At 58.5% G+C, this 15,741-nt stretch carries 14 protein-coding genes; 8 read left to right on the forward strand and 6 right to left on the reverse strand.

Annotation, left to right across the window (positions count from 1 at the left end; translation table 11 throughout):
- Complete coding sequence (gene ubiE, locus HY29_RS03995; protein ID WP_034792870.1) at positions 1–792, reverse strand: bifunctional demethylmenaquinone methyltransferase/2-methoxy-6-polyprenyl-1,4-benzoquinol methylase UbiE; 792 nt, start codon at positions 790–792, stop codon at positions 1–3.
- Positions 793–840: 48 nt separating this feature from the next.
- On the opposite strand from ubiE, the gene mutM reads away from it, so the two are divergent.
- On the forward strand, positions 841–1,686 hold the full coding sequence (gene mutM, locus HY29_RS04000; RefSeq protein WP_034792700.1) for a bifunctional DNA-formamidopyrimidine glycosylase/DNA-(apurinic or apyrimidinic site) lyase: 846 nt from the start codon (positions 841–843) through the stop codon (positions 1,684–1,686).
- Here mutM and HY29_RS04005 read toward each other — a convergent pair.
- The 4 genes from HY29_RS04005 to HY29_RS04020 form a co-directional block, all read right to left on the reverse strand.
- On the reverse strand, positions 1,683–2,105 hold the full coding sequence (locus tag HY29_RS04005) for a helix-turn-helix domain-containing protein (protein WP_051601115.1): 423 nt from the start codon (positions 2,103–2,105) through the stop codon (positions 1,683–1,685). The genes mutM and HY29_RS04005 overlap by 4 nt on opposite strands.
- 180 nt (positions 2,106–2,285) lie before the next feature.
- Positions 2,286–2,651 carry a hypothetical protein gene (locus tag HY29_RS04010; protein WP_155838199.1) on the reverse strand — a complete coding sequence of 122 codons (366 nt, stop codon included), beginning with the start codon at positions 2,649–2,651 and terminating at the stop codon, positions 2,286–2,288.
- 27 nt (positions 2,652–2,678) lie between these two features.
- Positions 2,679–3,629: a glutathione synthase gene (gshB, locus tag HY29_RS04015; protein ID WP_034792705.1), complete on the reverse strand. Its 951-nt coding sequence runs from the start codon at positions 3,627–3,629 to the stop codon at positions 2,679–2,681.
- A gap of 48 nt (positions 3,630–3,677) precedes the next feature.
- Positions 3,678–4,361: a BON domain-containing protein gene (locus HY29_RS04020; RefSeq protein ID WP_034792708.1), complete on the reverse strand. Its 684-nt coding sequence runs from the start codon at positions 4,359–4,361 to the stop codon at positions 3,678–3,680.
- A gap of 254 nt (positions 4,362–4,615) precedes the next feature.
- Here HY29_RS04020 and rsfS point away from each other — a divergent pair, with 254 nt between their 5' ends.
- The 4 genes from rsfS to HY29_RS04040 all read left to right on the forward strand — a co-directional run bounded on the left by rsfS (position 4,616) and on the right by HY29_RS04040 (position 8,288).
- Positions 4,616–4,960: a ribosome silencing factor gene (rsfS, locus tag HY29_RS04025; protein ID WP_422119918.1), complete on the forward strand. Its 345-nt coding sequence runs from the start codon at positions 4,616–4,618 to the stop codon at positions 4,958–4,960.
- A 6-nt stretch (positions 4,961–4,966) separates the two neighbouring features.
- The gene (locus HY29_RS04030) at positions 4,967–5,431 is read left to right on the forward strand and encodes a 23S rRNA (pseudouridine(1915)-N(3))-methyltransferase RlmH (RefSeq protein WP_034792711.1); all 465 of its coding nucleotides are present in this window, start codon (positions 4,967–4,969) and stop codon (positions 5,429–5,431) included.
- A 315-nt stretch (positions 5,432–5,746) separates the two neighbouring features.
- On the forward strand, positions 5,747–7,042 hold the full coding sequence (locus HY29_RS04035; protein ID WP_034792714.1) for a TAXI family TRAP transporter solute-binding subunit: 1,296 nt from the start codon (positions 5,747–5,749) through the stop codon (positions 7,040–7,042).
- 22 nt (positions 7,043–7,064) lie between these two features.
- Entirely contained in the window at positions 7,065–8,288 is a 1,224-nt protein-coding gene (locus tag HY29_RS04040; protein WP_034792717.1) for an FAD-dependent oxidoreductase, read from the forward strand.
- Here HY29_RS04040 and mutS read toward each other — a convergent pair.
- Positions 8,258–10,957 (reverse strand): DNA mismatch repair protein MutS, encoded by a 2,700-nt coding sequence (gene mutS / locus HY29_RS04045; protein ID WP_034792720.1) that lies wholly within the window; start codon positions 10,955–10,957, stop codon positions 8,258–8,260. The two genes, HY29_RS04040 and mutS, sit on opposite strands and share 31 nt — an antisense overlap.
- A gap of 168 nt (positions 10,958–11,125) precedes the next feature.
- Between mutS and HY29_RS04050 the strand changes: the two genes are divergently transcribed.
- The 3 genes from HY29_RS04050 (at position 11,126) to HY29_RS04060 (ending at position 15,710) form a co-directional block, all read left to right on the forward strand.
- On the forward strand, positions 11,126–13,402 hold the full coding sequence (locus HY29_RS04050) for an NADP-dependent malic enzyme (protein ID WP_034792879.1): 2,277 nt from the start codon (positions 11,126–11,128) through the stop codon (positions 13,400–13,402).
- A 113-nt stretch (positions 13,403–13,515) separates the two neighbouring features.
- Entirely contained in the window at positions 13,516–14,946 is a 1,431-nt protein-coding gene (locus HY29_RS04055; RefSeq protein ID WP_034792724.1) for an aldehyde dehydrogenase family protein, read from the forward strand.
- Between the two features lie 167 nt (positions 14,947–15,113).
- Positions 15,114–15,710, forward strand: coding sequence for a CC0125/CC1285 family lipoprotein (locus HY29_RS04060; protein ID WP_034792727.1), 597 nt, complete (start codon positions 15,114–15,116; stop codon positions 15,708–15,710).
- The last annotated feature ends 31 nt before the right edge of the window (positions 15,711–15,741 follow it).

The raw sequence follows: 15,741 nt of genomic DNA on the forward strand, positions 1-15,741 counted from the left end.
TCAGACCGCCCAGCCAAAATGCAGGGCGGCGATGCCTCCGGAATAATTGGTGACGGAAACGCGGGAGAATCCCGCGTTTTCGATTTCCTGACGGAAGGTTTCCTGATCCGGGAATTGCCGGATGGATTCGACCAGATACTGATAGCTCTCCTGATCCCCGGCAACGAGGCTGCCGAGGCGCGGAATCACGTTGAAACTGTAGGTATCATAGGCTTGCTGAAGGGCTGGGGCCGTCATGTGGCTGAATTCCAGAACGCCCAGGCGGCCACCCGGCTTCAGCACTCTGCGGAACTCTTTCAGCCCCGCGACCCGATCTGCAAAATTGCGAATGCCGAAAGACACAGTCACGGCGTCAAAGGTGCGGTCCGGATAGGGCAATTTCTGGCCATCCGCGCAGACCCAGTCCAGGCGCCCTGACCATTTATCATTGTCGCTACGGGCCTTGCCTGCTTCCAGCATCGCATCATTGATGTCGCAGACAATCGCCGTTGCTGGTGTATCAATGCCCCGCCGCTTGCCGGCTTTGTCGGCCAGCTCCAAAAAGGCGCGGGCCAGTTCACCGGTCCCGCCAGCCACATCAAGATGCTTCTCGCCAGGCTGAGGGTTTATCTGGTTCATGGCATCATGCTTCCACAGGCGGTGCACACCTGCGGACATCAGATCATTCATCAAATCATAGCGCGATGCGACCGACCGGAAGACGCCCTTTACGCGGGCGACCTTTTCGGATTCCGTCACTTCCTGAAAGCCGAATGAGACTTTGCGCTCTGTAGTATTGCTGCCGTTGGACATGCACGCCACCATAGTTACCTGATCAGCCATAGACTATATGCGATAACGATGCCTGAATTACCCGAAGTAGAGACAGTTCGCCGCGGACTGGCCCCCGTCATGGAAGGGCAGCGTATTGAACGCCTTGTCCAGAATCGCGCCGATCTGCGATTTCCCTTTCCGGATCGCTTCGCTGAGCGGCTGACAGGGGTTTGCATAGACCATATGGGCCGCCGCGCCAAATTCCTGACGCTGACCCTCTCCACAGGGGAAATGCTGGTGATGCATCTTGGTATGACGGGGCGCTTTACGGTGGGCGGCAGTCAGCTGGGGGAGTTCCATCATGAGACGGGCACGGATGCCCGGCATGATCATGTCGTGTTTCATCTCAGTAACGGTGCAACGGTTACCTACAATGATCCGCGTCGCTTTGGCTTCATGGAGCTTTGGCCGACAGAGACGTTCCAGACCTATCCAAGATTAATGCGCATGGGGCCGGAGCCACTATCGAATGGGTTTTCGGCCGCATATCTGGATGAGGCCCTGCAGGGACGCAAGACGCCGATCAAGGCAGCCCTGCTCGACCAGTCGATCATTGCAGGGCTTGGCAACATCTATGTCTGTGAAGCGCTGTGGCGTTCCGGCATATCGCCCAAGCGGATGGCGTCGAGTGTGCCCGGCCAACGCGCGGCGCGGCTGGCCCCTGCGATCAATGGTGTGATTGCCGAAGCGATTGATGCGGGTGGCTCTTCCATATCGGATTTTGCCAGCACGAGTGGTGAACTCGGCTATTTCCAGCATTCTTTTGCCGTCTATGACCGGGAAGGGCAGGCGTGTCGGAAGTGCGGCGGGCCCATTAAGCGTCTTGTCCAGTCCGGCCGCTCCAGTTTTTACTGTAGTACCTGCCAGCGCTAGGCCTGCGCATCTCTTTCCGGGCGAGGTTTCATGGCGTTCAGCAGGTGAACGGCTGCCTGCAAGTCTTCCGGGTCGGCCATGTCCGCGATCAGCTTGCGCGCCTTGTGCTGAAGCTCCTTCACCTTGGCGCGCAATTCCGCATCGGCAGTCTCTTCGGCTCTCAAATCGATTGGCTCATAGAAGAAGTCGATGGATTTGTGCAGGACGATGGCAATTTCACGCAAGCGTCCGGCCGTAAGGCGGCTATGCCCCGCTTCATATTTCTGGATCTGCTGGAATGTGAGGCCGAGTTGGCTTGCGAGGCCTTCCTGGGTCAGGCCTCTCTGTTTACGCGCTGTGCGCACCTGGCGCCCGGTATAAAGATCCGCGCTGCCGGGCTTGCGCGCCTCGCTGCTCGAAGACTCATTTCTTTTTGCCATGGCGTGTCCACGGGCTGAGACTATAGGCAGGCTGTGCAGTCGGGCCCAGCCCTCTACCCTTGCGTGCTTTATAGGCTCAAGCTTGGGCCGAGCGCAACTATTGGTGGTATTTCGACGTGCAAGCTTACAACCCGCGCCAGCTAATGAGGTGCGTCTGCGCTGAATGACAGAAGAGGTTTGTTACTTCTTGGGGTCCAGACGGATGATATCATCCTGGTCTTGCGACTCTGACGTCGAGGCTGAGTCATTCAGGTTCAGCTGCAATTGGGGAGCATCCTGAAAGTTACCGCCGCCAAAACCAGACCGGCCCACCATGAGGTCGCTGTCATCACTTTGGCCAATCCGCAGATTGAGCGTGCCAGCGCCTGCCTGATCAGAAGCTGACGTGCTTGGCAGGTTCAAATTCAGCGTACCAGTATATTCATCCTGCACGGCCTCTGTCTGGGCAGTCGCCGTAGTGGAGGCAGTGTTTTGAGGATTCGGCTCTGAACAGGCAACCCCTGCAACAGTCAGGGACATCAGGGCCAGCGCAGTCGTCAGTTTCATATTCATCCCCTGATCTTGCAGCGTGCTTTAACGGCTCGCAAGTTTCTCTTGCACACCGTCCCAGAAAATTTCCGTGATATCAATGCCGCTTAATTTTTTGATGGCCTGTACACCTGTGGGGGATGTGACGTTGATCTCCGTCAGACGACCGCCAATCACGTCGATGCCGGTCAGCATCAGGCCACGCCGGCGCAATTCCGGGCCAATGGTTTCGCAGATTTTCTTGTCAGCCTCGCTGAGCTCTGTCGCTTCAGCTGTGCCACCGACCACCATGTTGGAGCGGATCTGTCCATCTTTCGGGCGGCGGTTCAGCGCGCCAGCAGCCACTCCGTCAATGAGGATGATTCGTTTATCGCCTTCGCTTACGGCAGGCAGGAAGGCCTGAACCATGACAGGTTCGCGGGAGCGGGTGAGGAAGATCTCTGTCAGCGAGTCGAAATTGGAATCATCTTCTTTCAGGCGGAAGACGCCCGCGCCACCATGTCCGTAAAGCGGCTTGATGATGATGTCCTTGTGCTTTGCACGGAAGGCCTCAATAGCTGCCATGTCTCGCGAGACCAAAGTAGGGGGCATCAGCTCTGGAAACATGAGCGGAAAGATCTTCTCAGGGCTGGAGCGCACACCAGCAGGGTCATTCAGCACCAGCGTCTCACCGGAAATTTCCTCTAGCAGGTGACACGCGGTGATGTAGCTCATGTCGAAAGGCGGATCCTGACGCATCAGAATGACATCGACATCCTTTGCCAGATCCAGTGTGACGGCCTCTTCGAAGAGGCCTGGCGTATCCTTGACGCGCTGAACCTTGGCCGGGCGGAGGCGGGCCGTAACCTTGCCTGCCTCATAGCTCATGTCCTGCGGGCCATAGACGAACAATTCCATGCCTCGTGCCTGAGCTGTCTCAGCCAGGGCGAAACTGGTATCGCCGTCAATGTTCACAGATTCCAGCGGATCCATCTGGATCGCGACGCGAAGACTCATGCCATGCGCTCCTGTTGCGGGATCGCTGCGCTGCTGGCCCCGATCCTCTTAATAACTTGCGCCGATGAGTTCAGCATCGGCCCCAGTGTCATATGAGGCATCAGGTGTGGTTTGGGTAGAGGGGGACATCTGTGTTGTTGGTGCAGCACGTCGCACATTGTCTCCGCGAATGCGCACATAGGAGACGACCTGCTTGACGCCGCCGACGACGCTGGCCTCTTCTGCGGCACGTTTCAGCTCTTCTGCAGAGCGTGCGATCCCCATCAGATAGACGACGCCATCATAGGTCTCGACATTGAAGTTCAGGCTTTTGACGGTGCTGGATCCGATCAGGCGGGCACGTACCCGTCCCGTGATGATCTCATCGGAGACATTGGCCAGAAAACCGCCTGGTGGCTCGATGCGGATCTCGTTGGCGACATCCTGTGTGCGAGTGGACGTCCATGCGATGCCTTCGGCCTTTACGCGCTCTTCGGGCGTATTCACGCGGCCTGACAGCAATACGAGGCCGCCAGTGACCTCAACGTCCACCTCGCCAAAGCTGTTGGCGCTTTCAGACAGCAGCTTGCTCTTGATCTCGTTGGAGGCCGTGGCGTCGTCAACGGCTTCGCCCATGGTCTTTTCCTGAGCGGCGGTTAGCCCGACTGCACCAGCCGTTCCAATGGCGGCGACAGCGCATCCCGTCAGGGGCAGGGACAGAAGAAGGGCGGCAATCGCGAGACGCTTTTGCATGAAACTATACTCCATCAGCGTGATTTGATCTGCCTGTGTGCCAGCAGGATACGGCGAAATTCTGGCAAACAGGGCGTTCTTGGCAGGCCAGCCAAGCTTTTAAACATGCGCAACTTGCGGGTTTGCCCGCAATTGGCTGGTTGTTTGGGGCTTCGGATTCCATTATCTTGTCTTGGCAAGCCATAGAAGGAATTGAAACCCTGACTTCCAGCGCCCCGCGGCTCCAGTCCGCAAAGCCGGCCACTCTCGAAGAAATCCGTGCCGTGGCTGAATCACTCGCCCAGGCACTTGAGGATGACAAGGCCGAGGACATTCTGTTCATCGACCTGGAAGGCAAGTCTTCCCTTGCCGATTTCATGATCATCGCTTCCGGCCGTTCGGGCCGTCATGTTGCGGCTCTTGCAGATCATATTTCACAGGATGTGAAAAACCTGACCGGCAGACCGGCCAGCGTCGAAGGTATGCCGAATGCAGACTGGGTGCTCATCGATACAGGGGATGTGATCATCCACCTGTTCCGCCCGGAAGTTCGAGAGTTCTACAATCTGGAAAAGATCTGGGCTTCCCAGACTCCTTCCACGTCCCCATCCGTCAATTAACAGGCTATGCGCCTGATTTTCCTTGTTGTGGGCAGGCTGAAGTCTGGCCCGGAACGCGAATTGGTGGATGAATATATCAAGCGGTCAACGCCGATTGCCCGCTCGCTCGGCTTTCGTGGCATTGAAGAAATCGAAGTCGCCAGCGGTGGCGGCCTTGATGCTGAGGCGGAACGCATTCAGGCGAAGATTCCTTCAGGCGCGAAATGTCTGCGGCTCGATGAGTTTGGCCGTTCGCTGAAATCCACTGAGTTTGCAGACCGGCTCGGCACTTGGCGCGATCAGGGCATTCCGGATCTGGTTATGCTTATTGGCGGCGCGGAAGGCTATGGGGAGGCTGTGCGGTCACAGGTGCCGGATACGATGGCTTTTGGCCCACAGACCTGGCCTCACCGTCTGGTGCGCGCGATGCTGGCAGAACAGGTTTACAGGGCTGTATCCATTCTGGCTGGCACGCCCTATCACAAAGCGTAGGGGCGTTTAGCCTGCGTAGAGGGACGGCTGGGGCGCCAGGACCATGGCAAACACGGCTGCGGCCAGAAGACCCATCACCGCGACAGACACGCATCGGCTGATCGTGATTGGGGTGTTCATGAGGGTCTCCTTGCCGTGATGTGGCCCTCTATATTGAGTGCCGATGATGACAGATGAACTATCTTCGCCGGAATAGGTTCCATGCCCGCTCCGTATGAGGTCATTCCAAGGCAAGCCCGAGACTTTGTTGATCCCGATCCGAACCCGGCCTACAGCTGAACGTCAGATGCATCGCGCAGGGTGGAGGCGCTATCTATGGCAAGCTTGCGGGATTTCCTGAAAGTCTACTGGCCGCTGGTCGTGATCGCGCTTGGGGGCGTTGTGCTTGCGCTGATCCTGATGGATCCGGCACCGCCCAAGAAAATCCGTTTCGCGGCAGGGCCCGTGGGCGGGGCGTATCATGCATTTGCAGAGCGCTACCAAAGGCTTCTGGGAGAGCAGGGGGTCGAAGTCATTCTGGTTGAGACGGCCGGCTCGATCGACAATCTTCGTATGCTTGAAGACGATGATGTGGATGTCGGCCTCGTTCAGGGCGGCCTGGCAAGGCCGGCAGATGCAGATGAGCTGCGCTCTCTGGGCGGCCTGTTTCCTGAACCTTTCTGGGTTTTCGTCGGGCAGGATGTGCCGGCGACTAATTTCGGCGCCTTGCGCAGCAGCCGTGTCTCAATCGGCGGATCGGGCTCCGGCAGCCGTATTCTGGCAACCGAGCTGCAGACGGAATATGGCGGTGATTGGCTGGAAACGACTCTTCTGGACCTTTCCGGCAATGAAGCGGCCGATGCTCTGATTAATGGAGATCTCGACGCGGCTATTTTTACCGCCTCTATTCAGGCGTCCTATATCGAAAAACTGCTCGATATCCCGGATGTGCGCTTGCTGCCCTTTGAGCGGGCGCCCGCACTGTCCCGGCGCATGCAGGCCCTGTCTGCGGTCACGTTGCTGCGCGGCGTGGTGAATTTGGGAGAGGATGTCCCGTCCACAGATGTTCCACTTGTCGCGCCGGTGGCGCAGCTGGTCGTGAACAAGAAGCTGCATCCGGCGATCGAAGCCCTTCTGATTGATGCGGCCTCGCAAATTCACTCCGAAGGAACGTTGCTGGCGCCAGCCGGGGCTTATCCCAACCCGGACGTCACAGACCTTCCCGTGTCGGAGCAGGCCCGAAGGTATTATCAGGACGGGCCGTCCTTCCTGCGCCGATATTTTTCCTTTGATGTCGCGAACTTTCTTGAGCGGGCCTGGGTGCTGGCAATTCCGCTTCTGACCCTGTTGTTCCCGCTCGTTCGCGCGGCCCCGCCGATTTATCGCTGGCGTGTGCGCCGCAAGATTTATGTCTGGTATGATGATTTGCGGGACCTTGAAAGGCGCGGCCGGTCTGCCGAAGAGGAGGACGTGCGCGGCAAGGTGCTAGAGGACCTTGAGCGTTTGCAGGCCGAGATCGGGCAAGTGGAGGTTCCACTGTCCTACACAGATGATCTTTACCGCCTGCGCAGCCATGTCGAGTTCGTGAAACAGCTGGTCTGCAACAGGAACCCTGTGAAAGTCGCAGGCTGATTGCGGGCAGGATGGATTTCCCATGTCCCTGAATATTGCCATATCCGGGGCCGGTATCGGCGGATTGGCGGCGGCCATTCTGCTGTCACGGGATGGGCATAGTGTTAGCGTCTATGACCAGTTCGATACGCCGCGTCCGGTTGGGGCCGGGTTTATCCTGCAGGAAACCGGTCTGACCATTTTGGGCGAGATGGGGCTGCGCGACCGGGTCGAGGCTCTCGGATCCCGGCTAACCAGGCTGCATGGTATTTCTGCGGACAATCAGCGGACCGTTCTGGATGTTCGCTACGCCGCTCTGCGCAACGGGCTTTGCGGAGTATCACTGCAGCGCTGTGCCTTGTTTGACCTGCTGTACGAAACGGCTTTGGCAGAGGGTGTTGAGATTGTATCCTCCGCGCGCATCATCACGGCGATTCCTACAACGGGACATCTCACAATTGGAACCGGGCAGACGGTAGGGCCATATGACCTGTTGATTGATGCGCTTGGCGTGCGCTCCCCTCTGTCTTCTCGTTCGCGGCGCCCTCTTACTTTCGGTGCCCTGTGGGCCACGCTGGAGTGGCCGGATGAGAGCCTGTTTGACGCGGCCGCGCTTGAGCAGAGATATCGGCGGGCACGGCAGATGGCAGGTGTCATGCCCTCCGGCCAATTGACGTCGGATGGAAAACAGACGCTGACATTTTTCTGGTCCATTCGTGCTGATGCTTATCTTGACTGGAAGAAGGCGCCGCTGGATGACTGGAAAAAGGAAGCGACTGCGCTTTGGCCAGACACGGAAGGTCTGCTGGCGCAGATTACCTATCATGATCAACTGACCTTTGCGCGATATGATCACCGCACCCATGTGCCTGTGGTGCGGGAGCGTCTCGTCCATATTGGTGACAGTTGGCACGCTGCCAGTCCGCAGCTGGGGCAGGGGGCCAATCTGGCCTTGCTGGATGCCTATGCCTTGGCGCGCGCCTTGCGGACCCATTCGGATACAGGCGCAGCTTTGACAGCCTATGTGAAAATGCGCCGGGGACATGTTCGTTTGTTTCAGGCCATGAGCTGGATGTTCACGCCTGTCTATCAGTCAGAATCTGTCGTGTTGGCCTGGTTGAGAGACTGGCTCGCTGCTCCGCTCAGCCGAGTTCCCCCGGCGCCGCAGATGCTCGCGGGAATGGTATCAGGCGCAATCGGGCGCCCCCTGAAAAAGCTCGGGCTGAAACCTGGCGATCAATCCTGCGACAGCGCCTTCAAGCGATAGAGCATGTCCAGCGCCTCACGCGGTGTCAGGGCGTCAGGATCGACCTGCTGCAGCAATTTGTCCGCCTCGGAAGGTGAGGGCGTGAAGTCGGTCTCGTCTTCTTCAGTTGCCGGAGCAAATCCGGCAGCGGCAAACAGGGGCAGGCTTTCCGGCGCGCTTGGCTCGGCTTCCAGCTGTTTGAGGATTTGCGCGGCCCGTTTGACTGCTTTCTTGGGCAGGCCAGCCAGCCGGGCCACCTGCACGCCATAGGATTTGTCGGCCGGGCCTGACTGTACTTCATGCAGGAAGACCAGATCGTCTTTCCATTCCTTTGCCCGCAGGGAAGCATTCGCCGCGCCGGGCAAGTCATCCACCAGCTTGGTCAGCTCGTGATAGTGGGTGGCGAACAGGGCGCGCGCCTTGTTCACTGAGTGCAAATGCTCCACCGCAGCCCAGGCAATGGCAAGGCCGTCCCAGGTGGAGGTGCCGCGTCCCACTTCATCCATGATGACAAAGCTACGCTCCGTGGCCTGATTCAGGATGGCGGCAGTTTCCACCATCTCCACCATGAAGGTCGAGCGGCCCCGTGCCAGATCATCCGATGCTCCGACCCGGGAGAAAACACGGTCTGTCAGGCCAAGGGTCAGGGACCTTGCGGGCACGAAGAGGCCGGCCTGTGCCATAATGACAGCCAGAGCTGCTTGGCGCAGATAGGTCGATTTACCCGCCATGTTCGGGCCGGTGACAAGCAAGAGGCATGTGGCGGCCTCTTCGTTCGCAGACAGGCTGAGATTGTTGGCAGTGAACCCTTGTCCATCTTTCTTGAGCGCCGCCTCAACAACCGGGTGGCGCAGGCCATCGGCTTCGAACACGATGCTATCTGACAGAACCGGGCGCACCGCGTCGGCCGCAAAGGCCCACTCTGCCGTGGCGGCGGCCACATCCAGTTCGGCGATCGCGTTCGCTGTACGGGCAAGTGTGCTGCTGAGTGTTTCTATCCGTTCACAGAATTGATCGAAAATCGCAATTTCACGAGACCGCGATTCATCTTCTGCGCGGGAGATGCGGCCAGCCAGTTCGGACAGTTCCTGTGTGGAAAACCGCACATTGCTGGCCAGGGTCTGGCGATGGATGAACGTCTCCGATAGCGGCGCCTTCATCATAGGGTCGCCATGGCGGGCCGGCACATCCACAAAATAGCCCAGCACGTTGTTGAACTTGATCTTCAGGGCGTTGATGCCGGTCAACTCTGCGTATTTCGCTTGCAGTCCGGCAATGATCTGGCGGCTATCATCACGCAGTCCGCGCGCTTCATCCAGTGCGCTGTCCCAGCCCTTGCTGATAAAGCCACCTTCGCGCGCCAGTGTGGGTGGGTTTTCCGTAATGGCGGTTTCCAGATCATCTGCCAGCTGACGAAGATCCGGGCTGTTGGAAAGGTTCAGGGCTTCTGCTGCCAAGGCGATCTTTTGCGGTAGGGCCGAGACATCTCCGCCCAGCAGGGCAGCAGCCTCATCTGACGCGATGAGTGCGCGGGATATGGCGGCCAGATCTCTTGGGCCCCCACGGCCCAGCCGCAGACGCGTACGTGCGCGCTCAATGTCTGGTGCTGCCTTCAGGCTGGTGCGCACCGCATCCACCATGTCCCGGTCATCAGCAAACCAGGACGCTGCATCGAGGCGCGCTTCGATTTCAGCGCGCTCAACTGAGGGGCGGGAAAGACGCGCAGATAGCAGCCGCGCGCCCGGCGCGGTCACCGTCCTGTCGATTGTGCCCAGTAGAGACCCATCCCGCTCGCCGCGCATGGAGCGGTCAATCTCCAGACTCGTCCGGGTTGCCGGATCAATGGCCAGATGTCCGTTTTCTTGCGCGCGGATGGGCGGGTCCAGCCGTATGTCTGAGCCAGCTTGGGTCAGCTTCACATAGTCCAGCAACAGGCCGACAGCGGCGAGTTCGGTGCGGGTGAAATCTCCAAATGCTTCCAATGCGGATACGCCGAACGTTTCCTTCATCAGGGTCTGGCCTGACGTGTGAGACGCGGCGCGGGCTGGTCGGAATGTCACGGGCGCGGCAGAGGCGGCGACGGCATTCGCCACGGCGGGCTTGTCGAGGTCGCCTTCCGAGACGAGCAGCTCCGAGAGAGGGTAGGCCATCAACGTGTCGGCCAGCGCGTCTGCGGCCAGGGCAGAGACATCGAACCGTCCGGTTGAAACATCACAGACGGCAATCGCCGCTTCCGTGCCGCCTGCGCCCAGGCTGACGGCGCACAGGGCCTGGCCCTGACGGGCAGGCAGCAGGGCGTCTTCCGTCAGCGTGCCGGGGGTGACGATGCGCACGATGTCACGGTTAACGATGGCCTTTGATCCGCGCTTTTTCGCTTCGGCCGGGCTCTCGGTTTGTTCGCATACGGCAACCCGGCAGCCAGCCTTGATAAGGCGCGCCAGATAGCCTTCCGCGGCATGATAGGGCACCCCCGCCATAGGGATGGGTTTACCATCATATTCGCCGCGCGCGGTGAGGGTTATGTCAAGGATGTCAGCGGCCTGAACGGCGTCCTGAAAGAACAGCTCGTAGAAGTCGCCCATGCGGAAAAACAGCAAGGCGTCCTCATGCCTGGCCTTGATGGACAGGTATTGCGCCATGAAGGGGGTAGGTGCGGACGCAGGTTTCTGAGAGGGTGCAGTATCGGCCATGACGCCGGACGCTAGCGATTGTGTGTGAGATTCGCAAAGTCTCAGACCAGCTATAACGTGACAAACTGCGGAATACGCAAGATTCGTCCCCTTTTGCGGTTGGCAGGCTGTACGCACCGGCCTAGTTTGCCCGCCAATTCAAAATTTTGCAGACGGATGTCCCGCGATATGACTAGCAAACGGCCCAGCTTCACGGATGAAGAAGCTCTGGATTTTCACTCTCAGCCCAGCCCGGGCAAAATTTCCATGGCGCCAACCAAGCCCATGGGCACCCAGAGGGATCTGTCGCTGGCATATAGTCCGGGTGTTGCCATTCCTGTTCTGGCGATCTCCGAAGACGAAGACAAAGCCTACGATTACACGTCGAAAGGCAATCTCGTTGCGGTGATTTCCAACGGCACCGCCATTCTCGGTCTTGGGAACCTTGGGCCGATGGCGTCCAAGCCGGTGATGGAAGGCAAGTCCGTTCTCTTCAAGCGCTTTGCTGATATCGATAGCTTCGACATCGAGGTCGACACCACCGATGTGGAAGAGTTCATTTCCACGGTTCGTAATATCGGCTCCACTTGGGGCGGCATCAACCTTGAGGATATTTCCTCACCTGACTGTTTCATTATCGAGAGCCGCCTGCGCGAAGAGCTGGATATCCCCGTCTTCCATGACGACCAGCATGGTACGGCAATCATTGCCGCTGCAGGCCTGATCAATGCCTGCCACATCACAGGTCGCAATATGGAAGACCTGAAGGTTGCCGTTTCCGGCGCCGGCGCGGCGGGCCTGTCGGTTGCAGGTCTGATCCGGCACCTCGGCGTCAAGGCCGAGAACATTGTGATGTGCGACTCCTCCGGCGTGGTCTATGAAGGCCGCACCGAGAAGATGGACCAGTTCAAGTCCGCTTTTGCGATAAAGACATCGAAGCGCACGCTGGCGGAAGCCTGCGAAGGCGCTGACTGTCTGCTTGGCCTGTCAGCCAAAGGTGCGGTGACCAAGGATATGGTGAAATCCATGGCCAAGGATCCGATCATTTTCGCCATGGCTAACCCTGATCCTGAGATCACACCGGAAGATATCAAATCCGTTCGGGATGATGCCATCATCGCGACAGGCCGCTCGGATTATCCGAACCAGGTCAACAATGTTCTGGGCTTTCCGTACATTTTTCGCGGCGCGCTCGATGTCCGTGCGCGGAGTATCAATGAAGAGATGAAGGTTGCGGCGGCCCACGCCATTGCCGAACTCGCCCGTGAAGACGTGCCGGATGAAGTGGCTGCCGCTTATCATGGCGCGCGCCCCAGCTTTGGCCGCGAATATATCATTCCGACACCGTTTGATCCGCGGCTGATCAGTTTTATTCCGCCTTTCGTCGCGCAGGCCGCCATGGATACCGGCGTGGCCCGCAAGCCGATCAAGGACATGGAATCCTATCGCCACTCGCTGGCCCGCCGGGCTGATCCGGCTGCGGCGTTCATTCAGGGCGTGCAGGCGCACTGCAAGGAAAACCAGCGCCGCATCGTGTTTGCAGAAGGCGAAGAGCCAGCCGTTGTGCGTGCCGCATTCAGCTTCAAGAACCAGGGGCTTGGCCATCCGATCCTGATCGGCCGCGAAGCCCAGGTGCAGCGCGCCATGGAGCAGATGGGCATTCAGCCTGGCTCGCTTGAAATCCTCAATGCCCGGCTGTCAGACAACAATCCGCTCTATACGGACATGTTGTATTCCCGTCTCCAGCGGGATGGCTATCTGAAGCGTGACGCCCAGCGTCTCGTCAATCAGGACCGCAACGTGTTCGGCTGCTGCATGCTGAAGAATGGCGATGCCGATGGCATGGTCACCGGCGTGACGCGGAATTATGACGTGGCATTGAATGACGCGCTTCTGGTTCTGGACCCGATCCCGGGTCAGGCAATCATCGGTATGTCCATGGTTATCAACCGCGGGCGCACGGTCTTCATCGCCGATACCAGCGTGACGGAGCTGCCCCAGGGCCAGGATCTGGCAAACATCGCCATCGAAGCAGCGCGCGGCGTGCGTGCGCTCGGCTTCACGCCGCGTGTGGCCTTCCTGTCCTACTCGACCTTCGGCAACCCAATGGGCGAGCGTGGCGAGAAAGTCCGCGAGGCGGTCGCGATCCTCGACGGCATGAAGGATATCGATTTCGAGTATGAGGGCGACATGAACGCCGATGTGGCCCTGAATACCGGTCATAAGCTGCTCTATCCGTTCTCCCGCCTGACAGGCCCGGCAAACGTGCTTGTCATGCCGGCCATTCATGCCGCGTCGATCTCGACCAAGCTGCTGGAATCGATGAGCCGTGCGACGGTTATCGGCCCGATGCTGCTGGGCCTTGAGAAGCCTGTGCAGATCGCTTCTCTCGGCGCGACTGTGGGCGATATCGTCAATCTGGCGACCATTGCTGCCTTTGACGTGGATGATGTTCATACGAGTTGAACATAGGGCGAGTTTCGGCGCGAGGTGAAATTCCCTTGCGTCAGGACTCGCCGCTGAACGGTGCCGCCCCTATAGTCTATAGTGACTATGGACCATAGGGAGGCCCGAACAGCATGAAAGAGTATCTCAAATTTTATATCAACGGCGAATGGGTAGACCCTGTTGAGCCGCGTACGCTTGAAGTCGAGAATCCGGCAACCGAAGAAAACTTTGCGGTCATCTCAATCGGCTCACAAGCTGATGTTGATAAAGCGGTTGCGGCGGCCAAGGCGGCTTTCCCGGCCTTCTCCCAGACCAGCGTGGAATATCGCGCTGAACTGCTCGAGAAAATCGCGGAAGGCATGAAGAAGCGCCTGCCAGAGCTTGCAGAGGCAGTTTCCAATGAAATGGGCGCGCCAATGTGGCTCGCCAATGCGGCGCAGGTGCCGGCTGGCATGGGCCATTTCGGTACGACGGCTGCAATCCTGCGGGAATACGAGTTTGAAGAGCTGAAAGGCACGACGCTTCTGCGTAAAGAAGCCATCGGTGTTTGCGGTTTCATCACGCCCTGGAACTGGCCGATCAACCAGATTGCCTGCAAAGTCGCCCCGGCGATTGCCGCGGGTTGCACCATGGTTCTGAAGCCTTCCGAAATTGCTCCCCTCGACGCCATGATCCTGACCGAGATCATGCATGAGGCTGGCGTGCCGAAAGGCGTGTTCAACCTTGTAAATGGTGACGGCCCGGGCGTGGGTGCATCCCTGTCCGCGCATCCTGATGTCGACATGATGAGCTTCACAGGCTCCACGCGCGCCGGTGTTCTTGTGGCCCAGGCCGCGGCCCCTACGGTCAAACGTGTGGCCCAGGAGCTTGGCGGCAAGAGCCCGAACATCGTTCTGCCTTCCGCTGACCTGAAAAAGGCTGTCGGTGGCGGCGTCATGCAGATGATGACCAATTCCGGTCAGTCCTGTAACGCGCCGTCCCGCATGTTCGTGCAGAAGGACCAGCAGGAAGAAGCCATCGCCATCGCAAAGGCCACGGCAGAATCCATCAAGGTCATGATGCCGACAGAAGCCGAGCCGGGCGCCATTGGCCCGATCTCGAATGCCAATCAGTACCAGAAGGTTCAGGACCTGATCCAGAAGGGTATTGAAGAGGGCGCAACCCTCGTTGCTGGCGGTCCTGGCCGTCCGGAAGGTTTCAATAAAGGCTATTTCGCCCGCCCGACCGTGTTTGCGAATGTCACCAATGACATGACCATCGCGCGGGAAGAAATCTTCGGTCCTGTGCTTGTCATGATCCCCTATGAGGACATTGATGATGCGGTCGAGATGGCCAATGACACTGTTTACGGCCTTGCTGGCTATGTGCAGGGGCCGGAAGACGAGGCCCGCAAAGTGGCGAACCGCATTCGTGCCGGTCAGATCCAGGTAAACGGTGCGCGCCCAGACTTTACCGCGCCATTCGGTGGCTATGGCCAGTCCGGCAATGGCCGCGAGTGGGGCGAGCACGGCTTTGAGGAGTTCCTCGAAGTCAAAGCTGTCATCGGGTACAAAGCGGCCTGATCCACCGCGAAATAAGTGCTTTGAAAAGGGCGGCCTGTTGGGTCGCCCTTTTTGTATCCTGTAATCTGCATGGGTCAGCTCGCCAAATCGTGAAGCGAATTCAACTGGTGTTCAGGTGGCTTCATCCATACATTACAAGAGAACTCATATTCGGAGGGTAATGATTCATGCCCAATCTCAAGACTCTTGCCGGGGCAGCTGCGCTTGCCATTCTGGCGGCTTGTGCCACCGCAACGCCTTATCAGGCGGCAACTGACTCCAATCGTGGCTATTCGGAACAACAGATCGAGGCAAACCGCTTCCAGGTCCAGTTTTCCGGTAACACCCTGACTGACCGCAAGACGGTCGAGACCTATTTGCTTTATCGCGCCGCCGAACTGACGCGCGAGCATGGCTTTGACTATTTCCGAGTCGTGCGCCGGGATACAGATGCCGAGAGCCGCTTGGTTCCGGTTGGCGGCAGACCGTACTCGCCTTTCTACGACCATTTCTATCTGGACTATATCTATTACGGCCCGCACGCGCCGTATTATCGTGACCCCTTCCTGCGGTCCCGGTATCCCTATTCATGGAATGTCTCACCGTTCGGCTATTATGATCCCTACTGGGGCGGGCCGGCAGAATATCGCGAGCGCACCAGTTATGAGGCGTCCGCAGAGATACTGATGGGTAAGGGCGAGAAGCCTGATGATGCAGCGTTTTTCGACGCCGAACAGGTGCTGTTCAATCTTGGCAACAACATCCTTCGCCCAGAACCTAAGTAAGCACCTGCAAAATGACATATCAGCCCCGTCC

Source organism: Hyphomonas beringensis (assembly GCF_000682755.1).
Classification (GTDB): Bacteria; Pseudomonadota; Alphaproteobacteria; order Caulobacterales; family Hyphomonadaceae; genus Hyphomonas; species Hyphomonas beringensis.

Coding starts and splice junctions, on each gene's coding strand:
- HY29_RS04005 (WP_051601115.1), bottom strand. CDS start 2,105: ATGGCAAAAAGAAATGAGTCTTCGAGCAGCGAGGCGCGCAAGCCCGGC.
- gshB (WP_034792705.1), bottom strand. CDS start 3,629: ATGAGTCTTCGCGTCGCGATCCAGATGGATCCGCTGGAATCTGTGAAC.
- HY29_RS04020 (WP_034792708.1), bottom strand. CDS start 4,361: ATGCAAAAGCGTCTCGCGATTGCCGCCCTTCTTCTGTCCCTGCCCCTG.
- HY29_RS04010 (WP_155838199.1), bottom strand. CDS start 2,651: ATGAAACTGACGACTGCGCTGGCCCTGATGTCCCTGACTGTTGCAGGG.
- ubiE (WP_034792870.1), bottom strand. CDS start 792: ATGTCCAACGGCAGCAATACTACAGAGCGCAAAGTCTCATTCGGCTTT.
- HY29_RS04055 (WP_034792724.1), top strand. CDS start 13,516: ATGAAAGAGTATCTCAAATTTTATATCAACGGCGAATGGGTAGACCCT.
- HY29_RS04040 (WP_034792717.1), top strand. CDS start 7,065: ATGTCCCTGAATATTGCCATATCCGGGGCCGGTATCGGCGGATTGGCG.
- mutS (WP_034792720.1), bottom strand. CDS start 10,957: ATGGCCGATACTGCACCCTCTCAGAAACCTGCGTCCGCACCTACCCCC.
- HY29_RS04050 (WP_034792879.1), top strand. CDS start 11,126: ATGACTAGCAAACGGCCCAGCTTCACGGATGAAGAAGCTCTGGATTTT.
- HY29_RS04060 (WP_034792727.1), top strand. CDS start 15,114: ATGCCCAATCTCAAGACTCTTGCCGGGGCAGCTGCGCTTGCCATTCTG.
- HY29_RS04035 (WP_034792714.1), top strand. CDS start 5,747: ATGGCAAGCTTGCGGGATTTCCTGAAAGTCTACTGGCCGCTGGTCGTG.
- HY29_RS04030 (WP_034792711.1), top strand. CDS start 4,967: ATGCGCCTGATTTTCCTTGTTGTGGGCAGGCTGAAGTCTGGCCCGGAA.
- mutM (WP_034792700.1), top strand. CDS start 841: ATGCCTGAATTACCCGAAGTAGAGACAGTTCGCCGCGGACTGGCCCCC.